21 protein-coding genes and 1 pseudogene are annotated in these 20,141 nt (G+C 27.3%); 5 read left to right on the top strand and 17 right to left on the bottom strand.

The features are described 5' to 3' along the window. From H8S20_RS10390 to H8S20_RS10350, 9 genes and pseudogenes are all read right to left on the bottom strand, one after another. A partial coding sequence (locus H8S20_RS10390; RefSeq protein WP_494545893.1) for a MutS N-terminal domain-containing protein occupies positions 1-1,006 on the bottom strand: 1,006 nt, incomplete at its 3' end. A 121-nt stretch (positions 1,007-1,127) separates the two neighbouring features. Continuing rightward, on the bottom strand, positions 1,128-2,456 hold the full coding sequence (gene miaB / locus H8S20_RS10385) for a tRNA (N6-isopentenyl adenosine(37)-C2)-methylthiotransferase MiaB (protein WP_032118683.1): 1,329 nt from the start codon (positions 2,454-2,456) through the stop codon (positions 1,128-1,130). 110 nt (positions 2,457-2,566) lie between these two features. After that, complete coding sequence (locus tag H8S20_RS10380; RefSeq protein ID WP_186860071.1) at positions 2,567-3,502, bottom strand: GNAT family N-acetyltransferase; 936 nt, start codon at positions 3,500-3,502, stop codon at positions 2,567-2,569. A 102-nt stretch (positions 3,503-3,604) separates the two neighbouring features. Further along, positions 3,605-5,515: pseudogene (locus H8S20_RS10375) on the bottom strand (bifunctional 4-hydroxy-3-methylbut-2-enyl diphosphate reductase/30S ribosomal protein S1). Positions 5,516-5,556: 41 nt separating this feature from the next. Continuing rightward, positions 5,557-6,213 (bottom strand): (d)CMP kinase, encoded by a 657-nt coding sequence (gene cmk / locus H8S20_RS10370; RefSeq protein ID WP_032118680.1) that lies wholly within the window; start codon positions 6,211-6,213, stop codon positions 5,557-5,559. Positions 6,214-6,293: 80 nt separating this feature from the next. Continuing rightward, positions 6,294-7,508, bottom strand: coding sequence for a BaiN/RdsA family NAD(P)/FAD-dependent oxidoreductase (locus H8S20_RS10365; protein WP_032118679.1), 1,215 nt, complete (start codon positions 7,506-7,508; stop codon positions 6,294-6,296). Positions 7,509-7,584: 76 nt separating this feature from the next. Next, positions 7,585-8,478 carry a MurR/RpiR family transcriptional regulator gene (locus tag H8S20_RS10360; RefSeq protein ID WP_032118678.1) on the bottom strand — a complete coding sequence of 298 codons (894 nt, stop codon included), beginning with the start codon at positions 8,476-8,478 and terminating at the stop codon, positions 7,585-7,587. Positions 8,479-8,544: 66 nt separating this feature from the next. Beyond that, entirely contained in the window at positions 8,545-9,087 is a 543-nt protein-coding gene (mnmM, locus tag H8S20_RS10355; protein WP_032118677.1) for a tRNA 5-(aminomethyl)-2-thiouridylate-methyltransferase MnmM, read from the bottom strand. A gap of 11 nt (positions 9,088-9,098) precedes the next feature. Continuing rightward, on the bottom strand, positions 9,099-9,839 hold the full coding sequence (locus H8S20_RS10350; RefSeq protein ID WP_186860070.1) for a pseudouridine synthase: 741 nt from the start codon (positions 9,837-9,839) through the stop codon (positions 9,099-9,101). 192 nt (positions 9,840-10,031) lie between these two features. Between H8S20_RS10350 and ilvA the strand changes: the two genes are divergently transcribed. Together ilvA and H8S20_RS10340 are read left to right on the top strand one after the other, a co-directional pair. Continuing rightward, positions 10,032-11,231 (top strand): threonine ammonia-lyase, encoded by a 1,200-nt coding sequence (gene ilvA, locus H8S20_RS10345; protein ID WP_032118675.1) that lies wholly within the window; start codon positions 10,032-10,034, stop codon positions 11,229-11,231. A gap of 130 nt (positions 11,232-11,361) precedes the next feature. Next, positions 11,362-12,333 (top strand): alpha/beta hydrolase, encoded by a 972-nt coding sequence (locus H8S20_RS10340; RefSeq protein ID WP_032118674.1) that lies wholly within the window; start codon positions 11,362-11,364, stop codon positions 12,331-12,333. Between the two features lie 55 nt (positions 12,334-12,388). Here H8S20_RS10340 and H8S20_RS10335 read toward each other — a convergent pair whose 3' ends face one another. The 8 genes from H8S20_RS10335 to H8S20_RS10300 all read right to left on the bottom strand — a co-directional run bounded on the left by H8S20_RS10335 (position 12,389) and on the right by H8S20_RS10300 (position 17,651). After that, positions 12,389-13,324, bottom strand: a complete 936-nt coding sequence (locus tag H8S20_RS10335) for a hypothetical protein (protein WP_032118673.1) — start codon at positions 13,322-13,324, stop codon at positions 12,389-12,391. 78 nt (positions 13,325-13,402) lie between these two features. Further along, positions 13,403-14,131 (bottom strand): HAD family hydrolase, encoded by a 729-nt coding sequence (locus H8S20_RS10330; RefSeq protein WP_186860069.1) that lies wholly within the window; start codon positions 14,129-14,131, stop codon positions 13,403-13,405. A gap of 46 nt (positions 14,132-14,177) precedes the next feature. After that, a complete protein-coding gene (locus H8S20_RS10325; protein WP_051986885.1) occupies positions 14,178-14,990 on the bottom strand; it encodes a TerC/Alx family metal homeostasis membrane protein in 813 nt (270 codons plus the stop codon). A gap of 137 nt (positions 14,991-15,127) precedes the next feature. Next, a complete protein-coding gene (locus H8S20_RS10320; RefSeq protein ID WP_032118671.1) occupies positions 15,128-15,373 on the bottom strand; it encodes a DUF3243 domain-containing protein in 246 nt (81 codons plus the stop codon). An 85-nt stretch (positions 15,374-15,458) separates the two neighbouring features. Further along, on the bottom strand, positions 15,459-16,424 hold the full coding sequence (locus tag H8S20_RS10315) for a YbgA family protein (protein WP_032118670.1): 966 nt from the start codon (positions 16,422-16,424) through the stop codon (positions 15,459-15,461). Positions 16,425-16,504: 80 nt separating this feature from the next. Next, positions 16,505-16,918 carry a hypothetical protein gene (locus tag H8S20_RS10310; RefSeq protein WP_032118669.1) on the bottom strand — a complete coding sequence of 138 codons (414 nt, stop codon included), beginning with the start codon at positions 16,916-16,918 and terminating at the stop codon, positions 16,505-16,507. Between the two features lie 21 nt (positions 16,919-16,939). Next, a complete protein-coding gene (locus H8S20_RS10305; RefSeq protein ID WP_186860068.1) occupies positions 16,940-17,272 on the bottom strand; it encodes a hypothetical protein in 333 nt (110 codons plus the stop codon). Between the two features lie 31 nt (positions 17,273-17,303). Continuing rightward, positions 17,304-17,651, bottom strand: coding sequence for an arsenate reductase family protein (locus H8S20_RS10300; RefSeq protein WP_032118667.1), 348 nt, complete (start codon positions 17,649-17,651; stop codon positions 17,304-17,306). A 147-nt stretch (positions 17,652-17,798) separates the two neighbouring features. On the opposite strand from H8S20_RS10300, the gene H8S20_RS10295 reads away from it, so the two are divergent. The 3 genes from H8S20_RS10295 (at position 17,799) to H8S20_RS10285 (ending at position 20,132) form a co-directional block, all read left to right on the top strand. Next, a complete protein-coding gene (locus tag H8S20_RS10295; protein WP_032118666.1) occupies positions 17,799-18,200 on the top strand; it encodes a hypothetical protein in 402 nt (133 codons plus the stop codon). 252 nt (positions 18,201-18,452) lie between these two features. Continuing rightward, entirely contained in the window at positions 18,453-19,211 is a 759-nt protein-coding gene (locus H8S20_RS10290; protein ID WP_051986884.1) for a J domain-containing protein, read from the top strand. Positions 19,212-19,235: 24 nt separating this feature from the next. Further along, positions 19,236-20,132, top strand: coding sequence for a DUF5685 family protein (locus H8S20_RS10285; protein ID WP_032118665.1), 897 nt, complete (start codon positions 19,236-19,238; stop codon positions 20,130-20,132). Positions 20,133-20,141 lie beyond the last annotated feature (9 nt).

The raw sequence follows: 20,141 nt of genomic DNA, 5'->3' as shown, positions 1-20,141 counted from the left end.
CTCTTAATTCTTCATTAAAGAACATATTATTATATAACTCTTCTACAGCAGAACTTCTATTTTCAATCTGAGATTTATTTATTAAAGGCTGTTCTATAAAACTTCTTAATGTTCTTCCACCCATTGAAGTAGAAGTTTTATCTAATACCCATATTAGACTTCCTTTTTTAGATTTTTCTTTAAGACTTTCTGTTAATTCTAAGTTACGTCTAGAATTACTATCAATAGTCATAAAGTCAATTATATTATATTGTTCTAGTATATCTATATTAGATAAACTTATCTTCTGAGTATCGAATATATATTTAAGTAGTACAGATACTGCTATTTTACTGTTAATATTAATTGAATATAAATCTATGTTTATAAATTGTTTTTTTAACTCTTCATCAGTACAATAAAATTTAGAGTAATCTTTTTTAGTTATTAATACAGGTAAAGTTTCCTGAATTCTAATTATGATATTTTCACTTAAAGTGCTATCTACAATTATTTCCTTAGGAGAGAATCTAGAGATTTCTCCCAATAGATTATCTATAGAATCTGAGAAATAAGTTGTCTTGAATTCGCCTGTAGATATATCTGATATGGCTATTCCATATAAACCATTATTCTCGTATATAGACATCATATAAAGATTTTTATAATCATTATCACCATTACCATCTATAAAAGTTCCAGGGGTAACCACCTTAACTACATCTCTTTTAACTATACCTTTTGCTACTGATGGATCTTCTACTTGTTCACATATAGCTACTTTATATCCTTTCGATACTAATCTAGATATGTATGCAGCAGATGCATGAAAAGGGATTCCACACATAGGTGCTCTTTCTTCTAACCCACAATCTCTTCCTGTAAGTACTAGTTCTAGTTCTCTTGATGCTGTTTTTGCATCTTCAAAGAACATCTCATAGAAGTCACCTAACCTAAAAAATAATATACAATCAGTATACCTATCTTTAACTTCCATATATTGTCTCATCATTGGAGTCAACGTCATTTTCTTATCCTCCGTTTTTAAAATTTTATATTAATATATTATCACATTTTCATTTCTATTGTTAGACTATATATAACATAATAAAAAAGGACACTCTAATGAGCTGCCCTTTTTCTATACTTTATATCATTTTACCTAATAAAGAGAATGGTTGAGCTCTAGTAATTTCAACATTAACTAAATCACCTATCTTTACATTTTCTCCTTCAAAATTAACTAATCTACCGTTTCTTGTTCTACCTGAGTACTTTGTTTCATCATTTTTACTCATACCTTCAACTAGAACTTCAACAACTTGATTTTCAAATTCTTTGTTTAGCTTTATAACATTCTCATTAACAGCTTTAACTAATCTATCAAATCTATGATGTTTATCAGCATCATCGACTTGATTTAACATCATATCTGCTGGAGTATTATTTCTTCTTGAATAAATAAATGTAAATGCTGCAGAATATCCAACTTCTCTAACTAATTCTAATGTTTCAAGGAAATCTTCTTCTGTTTCACCTGGGAAACCAACAATTATATCAGTAGTTAAAGATACACCTGGTATTTCTTTCTTTATCTTATTTACTAGCTCCATATAATACTCTCTAGTATAATGACGATTCATCTTCTTTAAAATGTTATTTGAACCACTTTGTACTGGTAAATGTATTTGTTCACATAATTTATCACATTCTTTAATAGCTAAAATAACATCATCAGTTAAATCTTTTGGGTGAGATGTCATGAATCTAACTCTCTCTATTCCCTCTACTTCATTTATCATTCTTAGAAGTTTTGCAAAATTTATATCTTCTTCTAAGCCTTTACCATATGAGTTAACATTTTGACCTAAAAGCGTTATTTCCTTATATCCTGCTTTAACTAATTCTTTTACTTCATTTAGTATATCTTCAGATTTTCTTGATCTCTCTCTTCCTCTAACATAAGGAACAATACAATAAGTACAGAAGTTATTACATCCATACATTATAGTTACAAAAGCTTTTACATCACTTTTTCTATCTATAGGTAATCCTTCAACTATTTCTTCTTCCTTATTAAATATCTCTTTTATTTGAACACCTTCAGTTTTAACTCTATTTAGATATTCTGGGAACTTATACGCATTATGAGTTCCAAACACTATATTTACATAAGGGAAAGTACTTAATATTTTATCTGCCATTCCCTCTTGTTGCATCATACAACCACATATACCTATAATCAAATCAGGATTCTTTCTCTTTAAAGCTTTAAGTTGTCCAAGGTTACCAAACACCTTATTTTCTGCATTTTCTCTAACACAACAAGTATTATATAAAATTATTCCAGCTTCTTCTTTAGTTTCTGTTCTTGAATATCCTATATTCTTTAACATCCCTGAAAGCTTTTCTGAATCTTCTTCATTCATTTGGCAGCCCCAAGTTTCTATATAATATTTTAAATTTGTCTCTTGCATATTTAAATCTCCTTTGTGCAAATTTCTCAATCCTTGTATATTATAATAAATTTTTTATTCATTTTAAATAGAATAATGTAATTTCTTATAAGTAAATATGAATATTCCTTTTATCTCTCCCATCTAGCTATATCATATCTATGTTTAAAACCTATCCATTTATATAATGAAATTGCGTTAATGTTATTTTTATCAACTCCTAAAGCAAGCTCATCTATATTTTTTTCTCTAGCTTTACTAATTAGATTATCTAAAAGCAACTTACCTATCCCCATCCCCCTAAAAATATCAACAACTCCAAAATTAACAATTGTATACATTTTTCTAATATAAATAATTTGACCATAAGCTACTACAATATTATTAAGCTTCATAAAAATTGCCAAATCTTCAATATAATATTCTTGTTTAAAATCATTTTCTATATCTTCTACCTCAATAGGTACACGATCTATATTTCTAAATACATTATTTTGTATCTCACATCTTAATAAAGCCTCATTCTTAATATCTACCTTCTGAAATGAAACACTAATAATATTATTTTTCTGCTCACTATACCTATTAAGTAAATTTAATAAATTAGAATTATGCTGTACATTAAATTTAATATTCTCTATTTCGTCCCCTTTTTTATAATCGTCAACTTTTAAGGACATAATTAGAGATGGTCTCGCTTTTTTAAATCCTAAGTTGTTTAGTAGCTTATTGCTAGAACTATTTTCTATAGATTCATAAACTAAAGATTTTTCATTAAACTTTTTAAAAATATTATTATTTATTATATCAATATATTTATCTTCTACATATAAAGAAAAAACTTTAACTTGGATATCTATTGGAAGTTCATACCAGATATAACCTATAAACTCACCATTATACATAAAAAGTTTAACAAACTTCTTTGAAAACATTTTGGGAATAAAGGATTGATTAGTATAATACTCAAAAAAATCTTTATCATAGGTCTCTCTTTTAAAATTTTCTTCATATAGTTTCTTAAATTCATCTAAATTACTAGATGATAATCTAACTAATGAAACCATAGCAAACCTCATAAAATAAACTTTTTAAAGAAATATAATATATTAGAAAAGATTACACCTTTTAGATGTAATCTCTTTAGTAACTTAACCTATGTTTATAAATTATTCAGTATCTCTAATACTAAGAGCTATTTTTTTAGCTTCTTTATTAACCTCTAAAATTATGCATTTAACATCTTGGCCTATAGATAAAACTTCTGATGGATGATTAATGTGATTATGACTTATTTTTGATATATGAACTAATCCATCTAATCCAGGTTCTAGCTCTACAAATGCGCCAAAATCATTTATTCTTACAACTTTACCAAGAACTGCAGAACCAACTGGATATTTTTCTTCAACATTTGTCCATGGCTCTGGAGTTAATTCTTTAATACTAAGTGATAACTTTTTATTTTCTTTATCTAAAGCAATAATCTTTGCATTTACTACTTGACCTACTTTTAAAACTTCATCACATGATTTAACAAGTTTCCATGAAATTTGAGAGATATGAATTAATCCATCTACTCCTTCTACTTCAGCAAAAGCTCCAAAGTTAGTAAATCTTTTTATTTCAGCAGATACTACATCTCCTAGATTGAATTTTTCCCAAGCCTTTGATTCTTTTTCTTCAATTTGCTCTTCTAAAATTACTCTTCTAGACGCAACAATTTTAGATGGATTTTTTCTTGAGAAATCAATTAATCTAACTTCCATTTCTGTATTTACAAACTCATTTGTATCTTTTATAAATCTAACATCAATATGAGAAGCTGGAATAAATATTCTTACTCCATCAAAGTTTGCCACTAAACCTTTTTCTCTTGCTTCTTTTATAAGCACTTTAAAGCTTTCTTTTCTATCAAATAAACCTTCTAATATTTCTAATGTTTCTTCCTTTTTATACTCTAATCTAGATAAAACAACATAATTATCTTCATTTCTCAATTTAATTACTTTAGCCTTTATAATATCGCCTTGTTTTAAGTTTCTTAGAGTTTCTTCTAAATTCTCTGTGTATGTTAACTCGCTGAATGGAATAACTCCATCAGTCTTATAACCTACTAGAGAAACAAATACTTCTGATGATCCTATTTTAAGAATTTCACCTTGTATCTCATCTCCTATTTTAAATCTAACATCCATTTCATTCATTAACTGTAATTGATCTTCCATCTATATATCCCCTTCCATTAATTCAACTACTTCATTTATAATCCAATCTGGAGTAGATGCTCCAGCTGTAATACCTATTTTACTTATAGTCTTATCATTAATTATTTCCTTTGGTAACTCTGATGAATTTTCTATATGAATTGTACGATCACAATTTGTCTTAGCAATTTGATACAACTTTGTTGTATTAGAGCTATTTTTTCCTCCTACAATTATCATTAGGTCAACAGTTTTAGATAACTCTAAAACTCCTTTTTGTCGCACTTCTGTTGCTGCACATATTGTATTAAATGCTAAAAGTTCTTTTGTTATAACTGACAAATTTTTTATTGTATTTACCCAATTTTCCTCTTTTTCAGTAGTTTGAGAAACTACACATACCTTATTTGGGATTCTACCATGAAACTCACCATCTTTTGTTATAATTGCGTTATTATTACACCATCCATTTATTCCTATAACCTCTGGATGATCTTTATCTCCTAAAATAACTATTTGGTAACCTTCCTTTGAATATTTATTAACTTTCTTTTGAATATTAGTTACAAAAGGACATGTTGCATCAATTATTATTAAACCCTTAGATTCTAATAAATCCATAACTTCCTTAGAAACACCATGGGATCTTATTATAACTGCATCCCCTTTAGATAAGTTAGTTATTTCATCTAGGGAAATTGAAAATACTTCATTGTTTTCTAAAAATTTTACTACATCATTATTATGAATAAGTGGTCCTAAAGTATAGATCTTCTTTCCGTATTCCTTTTGGATTTTTGTTGTTTGATCTACTGCTCTTTGAACCCCAAAACAAAAACCTGCACTCTCAGCTAAAATTACTTTTCTTTTCATGCTGTTTATCTCCATTTGTTAAAATTTACTACCCAATAATATTATTGTAATTTATTTTTTATATAATTACAAATAAATTCTGTAACTTCTTTTATTGATAGATTAGAACTATCTATTTCGATGGCATCTTCAGCCATTTTCAATGGATCTACTTCTCTATTACTATCTATAAAATCTCTTTTAATTATATCACTTAATAATGTATCGAAGTTTACTTCTATTCCTCTACTAATTAATTCATTAAATCTTCTTTTTGCTCTTTCTTCAGCTGTAGCAGTTAAAAAGAACTTAAATGGTGCATTTTTTAATACAACTGTACCAATATCTCTTCCATCCATTAATACATCATACTTTTCAGACATTTTTCTTTGTAAATTAACTAATTTTTCTCTTACTTCAGGAATTGATGCGTAATTTGATACTATTGAACTAATTTCAGGCATTGTTATTTTATCCTGAACATTTATTCCATTTAAAATTAAATCATCATTTTCGAAATGCATTTCTAAAGTATCTATTAAATCTTTTAATTTTTCAATATCTGATGGCTCAATATTATTTTCTTTTGCCATTAAAGATACAGCTCTGTACATTGCTCCCGTATTTATATACATTAAATTAAATTCTTTACTTACTAATTTTGCTATAGTACTCTTCCCAGCACCTGCTGGTCCATCTATCGCTACAGATATTCTCATTTATTTGCCACCTTTCTTGATGCTAACCTTTTAATTTATCACTACGATTATATTATGAATTTGCTAAGTAAACAAGATTATTATAAATTTGTCCCTGCCATATATCCTGTAGATAACGCAATCTGAACATTATATCCGCCTGTAAATGCGTCTACATCCATCACTTCACCTGCAAAAGATAAATTTTCTATTATTTTTGATTTCATTGTAGAAGGATCGATTTCATCTATTGATACTCCTCCTGCAGTTACTATAGCCTCTGATAATGGTCTTAGTTTTTTTACTGAAATCTCGAAGTTCTTTAATAAATTTACTAACCTTTTTCTTTCTTCTCTAGTTATTTCATTAACCTTTTTATTTTTATCTATTCCTGATAGTTCTATAATTACCGGTATAATTTTTTGAGGTAATAAATCATCTAAAGAATTTTTAAAATCATTATTAATATATTTTTTAAAATCCTTTTGAATTCTTATGTCTAATTCTTTTAGATCTAATGCAGGTTTAAAATCTATAATAACTTTAAATTCCTCATTATTTTTTATGTATCTAGATCCACTTAAAGTTAGTGGGCCTGATATTCCGTAATATGTAAATTTGATTTCCCCCTGCTCTTTATATACTACTTTACCTTTTGACTTTATAGTTAACCCTATATTTCTTAGAGATAATCCCGCTAATTCTTTAATGAAGTCTTCTTTTATTTCTATAGGAACTAGTGATGGCTTTAACTTAACAATTGTATGTCCCAAACTTTCTAGCATATTAAAACATTCCCCAGTTGATCCAGTTAGCGGATATGATGCGCCTCCAGGAGCAAATATAAAGTAATCACCATAAATCTTTTTAGAATCATTAATCTCAACTGCAATTATTTTAGAGTTATCCATAATTATATTTGTTACTTTTGAATTTAATTTTATATTAACCCTAGCTTCTTTAAGCCCATTACTTAATCCTTTGATTATATCAGAGGATTTATCAGACTGTGGAAATATTCTTCCACCTCTCTCAGTCTTTAGTTTTATTCCTTGAGATTCAAAAAAGTTTATTGTATCCTCATTAGTAAATGTGTATAGTGCACTATATAAAAAATAAGGATTTCCAGGAATATAGTCAAAAAATTCACTTATTTCCTTTGCATTTGTTACATTACATCTTCCTTTTCCTGTTATAAATAACTTTTTACCAATTCTATCATTGCCTTCTAGTAATATAACATTATTATTTTTAGCAGCACTAATTGCTGCCATAATTCCTGCTGGGCCACCACCGATAACAACAACGTCAGCCATATAAATCCTCCTAAATAAATATTTAATAAAAATTAAAGGAATTAACAATTGCTAATCCCCCTAACTAAATCATATTCTAATATCCTGAGTTTCTTCCATTATAAGAATAAACATTAAAATCATGCCAAATCTTTTCTAGATCATTAAAAATATTAGATATTGTTTCTTTCTCTCTTAAACCAACGGCAACAATAAGAGCATTAATTACTGATAAAGGAGCAACTAGAGAATCAACAAAAGATGCCATATTACTTTGAGCTACTAAAGTATAATCAGCCTTTGCATCTAAAGGTGATAGATAACTATCAGTTATTGCTACAACCTTAGCCCCTCTGTCTTGAGCTATTCCTAAAGCATCTATAGTTTTTGAAGAATATCTAGGAAATCCTATACCTATAACTAAATCTCCTTCTCTTATACTTACCATTTGTTCAAATATATCTGAAATTCCATTTCCAACTGTTTTTACATTTTGTAAAATTAGATTAAGATAAAACTCTAAAAATTCAGCTAATGCCATAGAACTTCTTAAACCAATTATAAATATCCTCTTAGCTTCAAATATACTATTAACAACAGCATCAAAGGTTTCATAATCAATCTTTTCCATAGTTGCTCTTATGTTTTCCATGTCAGATTTCAATACGCCTTTTAATGTATAACCATTGCTTATATAATCATTTGAAAGTTCTAATCTTTGAACAGTAGTTAATTTTGTTTTTATAAGCTCATGAAGGGATTTTTGCAATTTAGGATAACCTGAGAATCCTAATTCTATTGCAAATCTAACAACAGTTGATTCAGAAACTCCTACAGCTTCTCCTAGCTTTGAAGCAGTCATAAAGGCAGCTTTATCATAGTTTTTTAATATATAATCTGCTATTAGTTTTTGTCCCTTACTTAATCTTGCAAATTTTGTTTGTATTAACCTCATAAGATCATTTGATTCACAATTATTATTCTTGTCCATAACTACCTCTTCTTATAATATAATAACTAAATAATTTTAGCATTCTTTATATTTTAAATCAATCTATTATTTTTTCTCAACTACAAATAATACTGGCGATTTATTGCTTCTATTGATAATTTCATGTTTCATAACTGCATATTTATTTTTAGGTAATTTGTATAGTAATTCTTGTATATAGTTATATTCACTCATACCTTCATCATGACCTCTATAAGAAGTAATTAGCATCATTCCCCCTGATTTAAGAATATCTATCCCTATTCTTATACTCTCTATAGAAGATTTATGACAAGTTGTAATAGCTTTATCTCCACCTGGTAAAAAACCTAAATTGTATATAATACAGTTCGCCTCCTCATTTATATATTCTAAAAACTTATGATGAGAATCATTAATCACTACAACATTTTTCTTTTGATTTTCTTTGTACTTCTCACAAGCAATTTTTTGTATATCAAACGAATATACAATTTCAAAATTATCCGCTAGAAAATCTGTATCAAATCCATTCCCTAATGTACCATCAATAGCTACTTTTTTTTCCTTTATAAAATTTTTTACAATACTATGTGTTAACGAACTAAAATCTGCTGTATAAGTAAACATAATTCTCCTATCTATAGACCTTTAATATAATTAATTTCTTCTTGAGTTAGCATTCTCCAACTTCCCTTTTTTAGGTTACCTAATTTAATGCTACCAACAGATACTCTTTTTAAAGCTATTACATTATGATTTAAAGAAGCACACATCCTTCTAATTTGTCGATTTTTTCCTTCATGAATTGTAATCTCAACAGTCGACCTTATAGTATTTTTGCCTGTCTTCTTAATTTTTATATTTTCTTCATCTATTATTTCAATATTAGCATTTGATGTAATATATCCACCTATGTCTATCCCATTTTTAAACTTTTCAATTTCTTTTTCTGTGAATTTTCCTTCACAAAGGGCAATATATTTTTTATCGATCGCTACTCTTGGATGAATTATTTTATTATATATATCTCCATCATTAGTAAGTAATAAAAGACCTGAACTATCATAATCTAATCTTCCAATAGGATAAATTCTTTCTTCTACATCTATTAGATCTAAGACTGTTTTTCTACCTTTTTCATCACTAGCTGATGTTATATAACCTTCAGGTTTATTTAACATTATATATACTTTATTTTCTTCTTTCTTTATAACTTTATTATTATATTCTACTACATCTGTGTCTATATTAACTTTAGTACCTAGCTCAGTTACAATATTGCCATTGACTCTAATTTGGCCCGATAAAATCAATTCTTCGCTTTTTCTTCTAGAAGCTACTCCGCATCTAGCTATGTACTTTTGTAATCTCTCTTCCATTAAGTTCACTCCATTTTTTCTATATTACTTTGTAATTATATCTTTATATATTTAGTAATACAATAAATTTACTCTTAAAATTTTAATATATACATTTTTATTTATTAATTAGATTTTCTTAAAAATATATGTTAAAGTATATATTGTATAAATTATACCAAATCTACTTAAAACTACAATGGGGTGAAATTAATGTATATTGAGAATGTAAAAAAAGCAAGAGAAAATATCAAAGATGTAATCGTTAAGACTCCTATTCTACATAGTAAAGTGTTTAGTGATATCTCAAAGAATACAGTATATATGAAATGTGAAAACCTTCAACTTACTGGTGCTTACAAGCTAAGAGGCGCGCTTAATAAGATAAAAGGGCTAACAGATTACGAAAAATCTAAAGGTGTTGTATGCTCTTCAGCAGGGAATCACGCTCAAGGAGTTGCATATGCATCAAGCTTAATTGGTGTTGACGCTACTATTGTAATGCCAAAAACTACGCCATATCTTAAAGTTCAATCTACTAAAAACTATGGTGGCAACGTTGTACTAGAAGGTAGTTGTTATGATGATGCATATAACGAAGCGAAAAGAATAGAAGAAACTGAAAATAAAGTATTTATACATCCATTTAATGATATGGATATAATATTCGGGCAAGGAACAATTGCTTTAGAAATATTAGAAGAAATACCTAATATAGATTATATAGTCTGCCCGATTGGTGGTGGTGGCCTTATAAGCGGTATTTCTTTAGTTGCAAAAGAAATTAACCCATCTATAAAGATAATTGGAGTGCAATCAGAAGGTGCCTCTGCAATGGCAGAAAGCTTTAAAAACAAAAAACTTACTCCAATATCTAGTGTTAATACTATTGCCGATGGTATTGCCGTTAAAACTCCTGGAGATAAAACTTTTGAGATTATACGTGAAAACGTTGATGAAATAATAACAGTTTCCGACGCTGAAATCGTTGATGCGTTTTTATTGCTTACAGAAAAGCACAAATTGATTGCAGAAGCTTCAGGTGTAGTATCTTTAGCTGCATTAAAAAAGTTAAACATTACAGGCAAAAAAATTTGCTCAGTTATTAGTGGTGGAAACATAGATATGTTAACTATTTCTACACTAATTAATAATGGGCTAGTTTCTGGTGGAAGACTATTCTGTTTCTCAACAGAAGTTCCCAATACTCCTGGACAACTTTTAAGATTATCACAATTATTAGCTAAAGAGAACGCTAATATAGTAAGTTTAGATCATGATAAATTTAAAGCAATAAATAGGATAAATAATGTTCTTGTCGAAGTTACTGTTGAAACAAATGGTAATTCACATATAGAAAAAATAGTAACGGCCCTTGAAAAAGAAGGTTACTCAATTAGAGTTATGTATTAACTTTATATAAGCTAGTGTATATATTACATTAGCTTTTTTTATATCTTTATATAATATAAGCCAATTAATTGTATATTATTTTATGTTTTATGTTAATAATTATAATATTAATGTTTAGTTGGTGATAAATTTGTTTAAATATATAAAAAAGCTTATACTTCCTGTGTCTCTTTTATTGATATTTTTTATATCTGTAAATTTAGATTCAATAAAATTTTATTATCATATAACAAGAGAAATAATAAAACTAAATAGTAACTTAGCTGTAATAGCTAGTAATTTTTATACAGAGCCAGTATCAGAAGTCTCATATAGGGATATAATTTATAAAAGTAGGGATAACATTGATTTAACACTAGATATTTATACTTCTAAAAAGGAGATGGAAAGTGGATCCCCTGTTATCATTTATGTTTTTGGTGATTCATGGATGTATGGAAATAAAAATCTTCCTGCTGAATTAGCACCTATAATTGAAACATTAAGGAAAGAGGGTTTTACTATAATCTCTACTTCTTATGAGTTATTAAAAACAGATGCCATATTTGACAAACAAATATCTGATATTAAAGATACTATAAGATGGATATATAAAAATAAAGATATATACAACTTTGATACTAATAATATTGGAATAGTATCCCCATCAGCAGGCTCACAACTTTCAATGATAGCTGCCTTTTCAGATAATGATATGTTTATTGGGGATTTATCTTTGTCAGAATATTCATCAGATATTTCATATGTAGTTGATTTATTTGGTCCTGCTGAGTTGGCTAAAATAAATGTTTCACTAGCCCCAAATGAAGTTGCTGAAAAATTTTCTTCCTATGATATTGATACAATTGCTAATTTATATAGTCCAATTAACTATATAAAAGAGGATCTTCCTAATACTTTGATTATTCATAGCATGGTAGATACTATTGTTCCATATAATAGCTCTTTAAAACTTTTTAATGAAGCTAAAAAGAAAAAAAACAACTTTGAATTTTTATCATTAGAGACATGTACCCATTACCTTGAGAACTTATCTACTAAAGAGGCTATCTCATTATATTTTAAAATATTAAGTTTTATATATACAAACTCATCAAATTAAGAAAATAGGAGAGTATTTAGCTCTCCTATTTTCTTACCTCTTAATAATTATTAAATTATATACTCATGCTTATAGGTACTACTAACAAAGTTTTTCCATCAATTTTAAACTTAGGTTCTTTAGGAATAATTAGTCCACTACTCTGTAACCTATCATTTAACGTACTATTCGATAAAAGTAAGTTTTCATAAAATTCTGGTTGCCCAGTTTTTCTTAATAGGTGTATATATTCACCATCTTCACAAACACGTATAACTTTTCCTACTATTTTACAAGGGCATCCAGCACGTTCGTAAATATTACCATAATTATTAAATAGGTATTGGTTATTCATCATTAATACTACATCGTTGTTGTTAGTTTTAATTATCACATCTTGAGTATTATTTACATTTAATGAATCTCTAAGAGTCATTAAGTAACTAGAAGCAACATTATAATTATATATGTCACTAGATGTACTCTTTGATAATGAATTTAAGGTATCACATCCTATACAATTGATTAAATTACAACATACATCTACATAAGACAATACAGAATCCTGTCCTATGATTCCATTAAGCTGTATATAATCACCTACTGAAATATCATCATTCATCCAATCATCTGATACATTTTTTAGTATGTTAGAATCATTCATGCCATTTATTAACTGATTGTGAAGTTCAAAAATAGTATAAATTCTTGTCAATTCCTCTTCCCTTCTTATAAATCTTCTACCATCAATTCCTTCAGTTTTTTCTTTAGTATTTGTTAATGTATCGGCACTATTATAATTTTTTCCTTTATATCCATCTCGCTCGTCTCTTATACATCTATCTTCCTCAAAATATTGCTCTCTATCTTGAAATCTGACATTTCCCGAAATAGTTCTATCTTCAATCCACCTAGAGGTTCTTTTTTCTATATAGCCTTCTATAACTAAAGAATTTAAATTCTTTGTTAACTCTTCATCAAGATAAATTAATAAATCTGTAAGACCTATCAAGCTATTCGCCCCTAATACAATCTTTATAGTAGTTATCTTATTCTATTGATAAGAAAAGTTTCTTAATTCAAATTCAATTTATAATAACTCTAAATTCGCAGTGGTTAATTTATATGTTACATCCTTTCTCTCAACTATTATGTTAATCTTGTCATTTATTTCTTTATCATTAGTTATTTTATTTAATAATTCCTTTGTAGGATTTATAGCATATGGTATACCTACTAATTTAAACATAGTATAGTCTCCTGCAGTATCACCATATGCATAGCTAGCAGATAAATCTATATCATATTTTTCTTTCATTTCTAGAAGAGCTTTTTGTTTACTTTCTGAATCCCACATAGGAATTACATCACCAGTATAATTATTATTTTCATCACTTTTATAAATAGTCCCTTTAAAATCATCCATATTATACTTCTGTGACATTTCTTTTACTAATTCATATGGCGAACCTGAGATAGCAATAACTATATGACCTTGATCTTGATGCCATTTTATTCTTTCTCTAGAAAAAGTATATACTCTATCCCCTTTTTGCTCTATTACTTTTTTAGCAACATGTTCTATTTGCTCTTTGCTTATTCCTTTTATTGCTTCTACATAAATATCTACCATCTTTAACAGATATGTATCATAATCACCTTGTCTTTTATCCCATAATAAATATGCAGGGCGTACTTCATTGTACCACTTCTCTTCATCAACCAATTCATATTTTATTATCTTTTTAAATACTTCTGTGATTAATCCTTCTCTATAAATTGTTCCATCAATATCAAAAAAAGCCGCAATTTTTTTCATATTGTCCTCCTTTGTTAAGTTACTTTTTATATATTCTAGTATAATACTAATCAATAATCAACGAAAACAATATACTAAAAAGTAAAATAATAAATATTATTAATAAAGATATAAGCGTTGGTATTGTAATATTAAAATATAATATAATAAGTTTAATTCCTGTAAACATTAAAACAAAACCTACTCCGTATCGTATGCATTTAAACATTGAATCTAACTTTACAAGTAAAAAATATAAACTTCTTAATCCTAAGACAGCTAATATATTTGAACTGTAAACTATTAATGGATTAGTAGTAATAGAAAAAATTGCCGGAATAGAATCTATAGCAAATATAATATCTGAACTTTCTATTAAAATTAAAATTAGCATTAATGGAGTTGCCCAAAGATGTCCATTTATTCTTACAAAAAACTTTTGCCCGTATATTTTGTTTGTAACAGGAATTATTCTTTGAACAAACCTCATAAAGAAATTACCTTTAAATTCTTCTGTTTCGTTATGCTTTGTAAATAATTTAATACTACTTATAACAAGAATAACTCCAAAAATATATAGTAACCAATGAAATCTATTTACAACAGCAATTCCTAAGAAGATAAATACAAATCTCAATATCATAGCTCCGAATATACCGTATGTTAAAACTCTATGCTGATAAGTAATAGGAATTCCAAAGCTTGAAAATATAACAAGAAATAAAAACAAATTATCTACACTTAAACTTAATTCTATAACATATCCACCTAAAAATTCTAATGCATCTCCCACTCCATATAAATAATAAATAATTATATTTACTATAATAGCAAGGCTAGACCAAAATAAAAAATTTCTTAATGCACTTTTCGTATACAATATACCTCTCCTCATAAATTACTACAAATTATTTATATGTGAATTAAGTTAAATATATATCTCTAACATAACATTATTATTTTTAATATATAAAAGCCAGAAATACTTTAATTATATTTCTGGCATAAGTTAAAGGATTATTTTTTTGTCATTTTTACTACAAGCTTAGCTAATACATGCTTATCATGTTGATTTCCAACATCCCAAAGTTCTTTTAGAAGTTTTTCTTCATCATTAGTTGGTTCAACATGATTTGCTAGAAAGCCACCAACTTTTTCAGCAATATTATTTATACTACTATTTGATAAACCTATGTTTTCACCCAAATCTACAGCTTTTCCTAAGGCATCTTTCCAATTATCCCAATCATTCGTATTATTCATGTGGCATCCTCCTAAAACTTTATAAACTTAGTATTATCCTAAAGATAAATACTATTCCATTTTAGAAAGGATATTTTTATTTATTCTAGTGTATAAGTTTTCCTGAATCATTTACATGAATTAATTCCTCTGGATAAGGCATAAAGAAACTCTGATTTGATAAATAATCTAAATCAAATCTTATTATATAGCCTTTTACTAAGTACAGAGGAACTGAGAAAGGTACTAACCCTTTTTTATACTTATCAATTGTATTCCAAATAAATTGCATTTCTTCTTGTGTTATATTATCTTTGAAACTATCAATAGATTTTAGTAATACATTTATATTAGATGTATATCTAGGGGCTCTTTCTAAAAGCTTATAAAGGTATTTTTCATACTCATTAAATACCATTTTACTATTAAACGAATCATCATTATAAATTAATGAATCTAAGAGTTTTGAATATTTCTGACTATATGCTAAAAATAAGAGGGTATTTTTAAGGTGAAAATCTTTTAATTTCCCTTTATCGTTACTCTTTTTAGCCTCTCTGAAACTCGCTAATACAAATATCCTAGTTAAAAAATGCTCTCTTATTTTAAAGTTAGTTAATCGTCCTTCATCTTCTATTATTATATTAGGATATTTATTTGTTATCCTCTGTACAAAAACCCCCTTACCTCTTTTAATTGCCGCACCTTTATCTATTGATGTATATATTTTTGCATCCTTTACTCCACAAGTTGGTGATTTATTTTTTAAAATAAATCCATCAATATCGCCTAAATCGCTTAAAAATTTCTCAGTAAATCCATCTAACTTTGCTGTCACATCTTGACCAGTTGTAGATACTACTAATCCACACTTATTGTCTTTTTGAATTATTCTTAAAACATCTCTTGGAACTGGTAGCCCTGAATCAGTTTCTGGACATACAGTTATAAACTCTACGTAATTTCTTAAGTTCTCTATAAAAACATTGTTTTCAATTCCACCGTTATATCTACAAGCCTCAAACCCTAAACATTTACTAATGACTAGAATAGGTTTAACATCATAATTCATAGAAATCTTCCTTTCTATATCTTCTTATGATATTTTCTGTAGTTTAAAGTTTATTTATTCAGTTTATGGTATGCAAGTTGTTATTCTACTTGTTTTAGTAATCTTTTAATTAAATCCATTGCTTTTCTTTCGCCTAACTCTTCTGGAACTATTACTATAATAGCTTTTATATCATTATCTGATGGATCCCATTTATAAGCTTGAAATTTTATTATTGAATCATCAGGTAAATATTCTTCTAATTCATACCCTACTTCTTCAGTAATTGTCATATATTCTTCAAATAATGTATCCTCATCTAAATCTTCTAAATTATAATTCTCTGCTATTTCTTCATTTAGTTCTGATATATCAATGCTTAAATTTAAAGCGACTATATCTTCCCTTTTAGACCCTTTACTCATATCTTTTATTACTTTAAATTCTGTATTTTCTTCAATTACTTTTATAAAGTCCTTACTATCTACAACTCTATTTCCAAATGCAATGTACATTTTAATTCCTCCTTGGCAATATTATTTAACTGTTATATTATTAGTCTTCGGGAATAGGCTGTCATAAAACTTGTCAAAGCAATCATCATTAATAACTACTTCCTCAGTATCATTTACATAAAACTTATTCATAGTATTTACTATTAAATCAAATTTTTTAATGTTATTTTCTTCAAGTAATACAGTGTAAAGATATGCTAAATGATCATCCATATATTTTTGAATATCTTTTAAATCCTCTTCAGAAATTTTATTATTTTTTATTAGCTCTTTTATTGGGCCATTTTTAAAAGCAAAATAAGTTGATGCTTTAGCTATTTGTGCTATATATTCTTTTGGTAATCTATTTGTCATTATGTAAAACTCCCTATTTTCTTAATAAATTTTATAAGTTATTATACTCATCTTCTTTAAAACCAACTAATACTAAATCTTCCTTAATTAATATTGGCCTTTTAACAAGCATTCCATTTGTTGATAACAAATCAATTTTTTCTTCATCTGTCATTACTTTCAATTTATCTTTTAATCCCATCTCCTTATATAGTTTTCCAGACGTATTAAAGAATTTCTTTATTTCTAAATTACTTTGACTTATCCACTTTGTAAGTTCTTCTTTAGTTGGATTTTCTTCAACTATATGTCTTTCTACAAAGTCGATATTTTTGTTTTGTAAAAATTTTTTTGCCTTTATGCAAGTTGTACATTTAGGATAAGATATAAATAATGTCATAACTCTACTCTCCATTCATTAGTTTTTAAATAATTTTATCATAATTGTCTATATATGATAAGTGAATTTTGATTTCTTTGGTGTTTTTTTAATATTTTTACCTTAAATTGTGTATAATTAATACTATAAACTTAGTGGAGGGATATTATGAATTATGCTTTAGTACAAAATCTAATAAATATAAGTGATTTTAGTTCAGCAGAATCTATATTAAAAAATAATCCTTGCAATGACTCTACTTGGCATTATCTATATAGCAAAGTATTGCTATCAAAGCAATGGTTTGATGAATCATTAAATCATCTTAAAATAGCTTGTGATTTAGCTCCTGATAACTATATATATAATAATGAGCTAATTAACCTTTTTGGAAGAGGCAGACGTTATAGCGACGATTATTATAGAGGTGGATATAGACATAGAAATCGTGGTTGCTCTTGTTGTTGCTGTGATGATTGTTGTTGTGACTGTAATTTTAGTTGCTGTGATTTAATATGTTTAGATAGTTGTTGCGAGTGTATGGGTGGCGATCTAATCGATTGTATTTAATAATAAGCGCTTAGATATAAATAATATATCTAAGCTTTTATTATTTTACTAATAAAAAAAATACTTATTCTAAACTACTTTCTCTAATATCTAATTTTCTTTTCATTCCATCTGAAAATGTATTTGGATAATTATTAGAATTTATAACTTGATACTATATAGAAATAAATCATTCATCCTTTTTTATCACTCTTTCTTTAAGTTAAGAATATATTATAATAATTCAATAGTTAATAAAGGAGCTATTTATATATGAATCCTTATAAGATCTTAGGCATTAGACCAAATGCATCTAAAGATGAAATAGAAATTGCTTATAAGAATATAATTGAATCTAACAATCTTAATGCTAATTCAGATAATCCAGTAGAATTTTTGACTGAAGAAAAGCTTTCAAAAGTAAATGAAGCCTTTCGTACTTTATCTAATGAAGGGAAATTAAAAGAAATACGTGATTTAATAGAATCAGAACAATTTCTTGCCGCTGAAACCGAATTAAATTTAATCTCTGATAAAAATAATGCAGAATGGAATTATTTAAAAGGTTTTGTTATGCTAAAAAAAGGTTGGTTTAGTGCCGGTGTTAATCACTTAAAGACTGCCGTAGAGTTAAATCCAGATAATGAAGAATATAGAGAAACTATGCAATTATTATCGAGAAAAGTAAGTCAAATTAGAGCTAATTATGCAAGAATAGCAGCACAAAATAACTCTCAAAATGATATGGATCTTTGTGGTGGAGGTTCTGGTGCTGGAATGGGTAATAGCGGAGATATGTGTGGTGGTAATCAAGGTAATGCTGCTAATATTCTAAACAGTATGGCAGGTAGCGGAAATCCTCTTGGTGGCGGTGGTAACCCCTTAGGTGGTGGAGCTAATCCTTTAGGTGGTGGTAACCCTCTAGGCGGAAACATGCAAAATGGTAATCCACTTCAAAGTATGTTAATGCAAAACCTAATGTCACCTAACAATATGAACATGTGTGGTAATGGTGGCGGAGGTATGTGTTAATTTATAACTCGAAGGAGCATCTTAATGTTTGGATATATTACACCTTTAAAAAGTGAGCTAAAGGTAAAAGAATTTGAATACTTCCGTAGTTATTATCATGGGTTATGTTATTCAATAAAAAACAACTTTGGGAATATACCAAGATTAACTTTAAACTATGATATGACCTTTATTGGATTTATCTTAGAAGGTTTGAGTAATGAATCAATAATAATTGAAAATAAAAGATGTATTAAGCATCCTACTTATGATATTCAAGTGATTAAAGATACAAATGCATTAAAATATGCAGCAAATTTAAGTATTACCTTTTTTGATTATAAACTAAAAGATAATATTAATGATGATGATAATAATAAAAGTAAAGTTTTTAATATTTTTCTTGGTCCATATAGTAAAAAAGCAGCTTTAAATCATTATAATATTAATTCTATTATAAAATTAAATTTAGCTAATTTGTCTAACATGGAAAAAGAGAAAAACTTTAATTCTTTAGACCAAATTTGTCATCCTTTTAGTAATATAATGGCTTCTATTCTTAAAGATTATCCTCATAACCTTTTTGAAGATTCTAATACCTTAAGGGATAAGTTATATAACTTAGGATATTGTATTGGTAAATATATTTATCTCATGGATGCTTTTGACGACTTAGAAGAGGACATTTTATCTAATCAATTTAATCCTCTTATAGTTACTCATAAATTAGATAGAGAAAACTATAAAGATATTATTAACGAGATAATAAATGAAATGGACTTTCTAATTTTAAGTTGTATATCACATTGCAAAGAAATTTTAGACTCAATTACTCTTTTAAAGCATAGAGAAATATTGAATAATATAATTACTTTAGGGATGACCAATGAGTTTTACCAAATCTGCAATAAAATGTACAAAAAAATACCTCCTAATAACTAGGAGGTATTT

Source organism: Clostridium hominis, assembly GCF_014287825.1.
Lineage (GTDB): Bacteria > Bacillota > Clostridia > Clostridiales > Clostridiaceae > Clostridium > Clostridium hominis.
Note: the sequence above shows the minus strand (reverse complement) of the source record. Positions and strands in the feature narration are given on the sequence as shown.

What these genes read in the sequence shown, in the direction of transcription:
- miaB (WP_032118683.1), bottom strand. Translation starts at nt 2,456, where the DNA reads ATGCAAGAGACAAATTTAAAATATTATATAGAAACTTGGGGCTGCCAA.
- H8S20_RS10380 (WP_186860071.1), bottom strand. Translation starts at nt 3,502, where the DNA reads ATGGTTTCATTAGTTAGATTATCATCTAGTAATTTAGATGAATTTAAG.
- cmk (WP_032118680.1), bottom strand. Translation starts at nt 6,213, where the DNA reads ATGAGAATATCTGTAGCGATAGATGGACCAGCAGGTGCTGGGAAGAGT.
- H8S20_RS10365 (WP_032118679.1), bottom strand. Translation starts at nt 7,508, where the DNA reads ATGGCTGACGTTGTTGTTATCGGTGGTGGCCCAGCAGGAATTATGGCA.
- H8S20_RS10360 (WP_032118678.1), bottom strand. Translation starts at nt 8,478, where the DNA reads ATGGACAAGAATAATAATTGTGAATCAAATGATCTTATGAGGTTAATA.
- mnmM (WP_032118677.1), bottom strand. Translation starts at nt 9,087, where the DNA reads ATGTTTACTTATACAGCAGATTTTAGTTCGTTAACACATAGTATTGTA.
- H8S20_RS10350 (WP_186860070.1), bottom strand. Translation starts at nt 9,839, where the DNA reads ATGGAAGAGAGATTACAAAAGTACATAGCTAGATGCGGAGTAGCTTCT.
- ilvA (WP_032118675.1), top strand. Translation starts at nt 10,032, where the DNA reads ATGTATATTGAGAATGTAAAAAAAGCAAGAGAAAATATCAAAGATGTA.
- H8S20_RS10330 (WP_186860069.1), bottom strand. Translation starts at nt 14,131, where the DNA reads ATGAAAAAAATTGCGGCTTTTTTTGATATTGATGGAACAATTTATAGA.
- H8S20_RS10320 (WP_032118671.1), bottom strand. Translation starts at nt 15,373, where the DNA reads ATGAATAATACGAATGATTGGGATAATTGGAAAGATGCCTTAGGAAAA.
- H8S20_RS10315 (WP_032118670.1), bottom strand. Translation starts at nt 16,424, where the DNA reads ATGAATTATGATGTTAAACCTATTCTAGTCATTAGTAAATGTTTAGGG.
- H8S20_RS10310 (WP_032118669.1), bottom strand. Translation starts at nt 16,918, where the DNA reads ATGTACATTGCATTTGGAAATAGAGTTGTAGATAGTAAGGACTTTATA.
- H8S20_RS10305 (WP_186860068.1), bottom strand. Translation starts at nt 17,272, where the DNA reads ATGACAAATAGATTACCAAAAGAATATATAGCACAAATAGCTAAAGCA.
- H8S20_RS10300 (WP_032118667.1), bottom strand. Translation starts at nt 17,651, where the DNA reads ATGACATTATTTATATCTTATCCTAAATGTACAACTTGCATAAAGGCA.
- H8S20_RS10295 (WP_032118666.1), top strand. Translation starts at nt 17,799, where the DNA reads ATGAATTATGCTTTAGTACAAAATCTAATAAATATAAGTGATTTTAGT.
- H8S20_RS10290 (WP_051986884.1), top strand. Translation starts at nt 18,453, where the DNA reads ATGAATCCTTATAAGATCTTAGGCATTAGACCAAATGCATCTAAAGAT.
- H8S20_RS10285 (WP_032118665.1), top strand. Translation starts at nt 19,236, where the DNA reads ATGTTTGGATATATTACACCTTTAAAAAGTGAGCTAAAGGTAAAAGAA.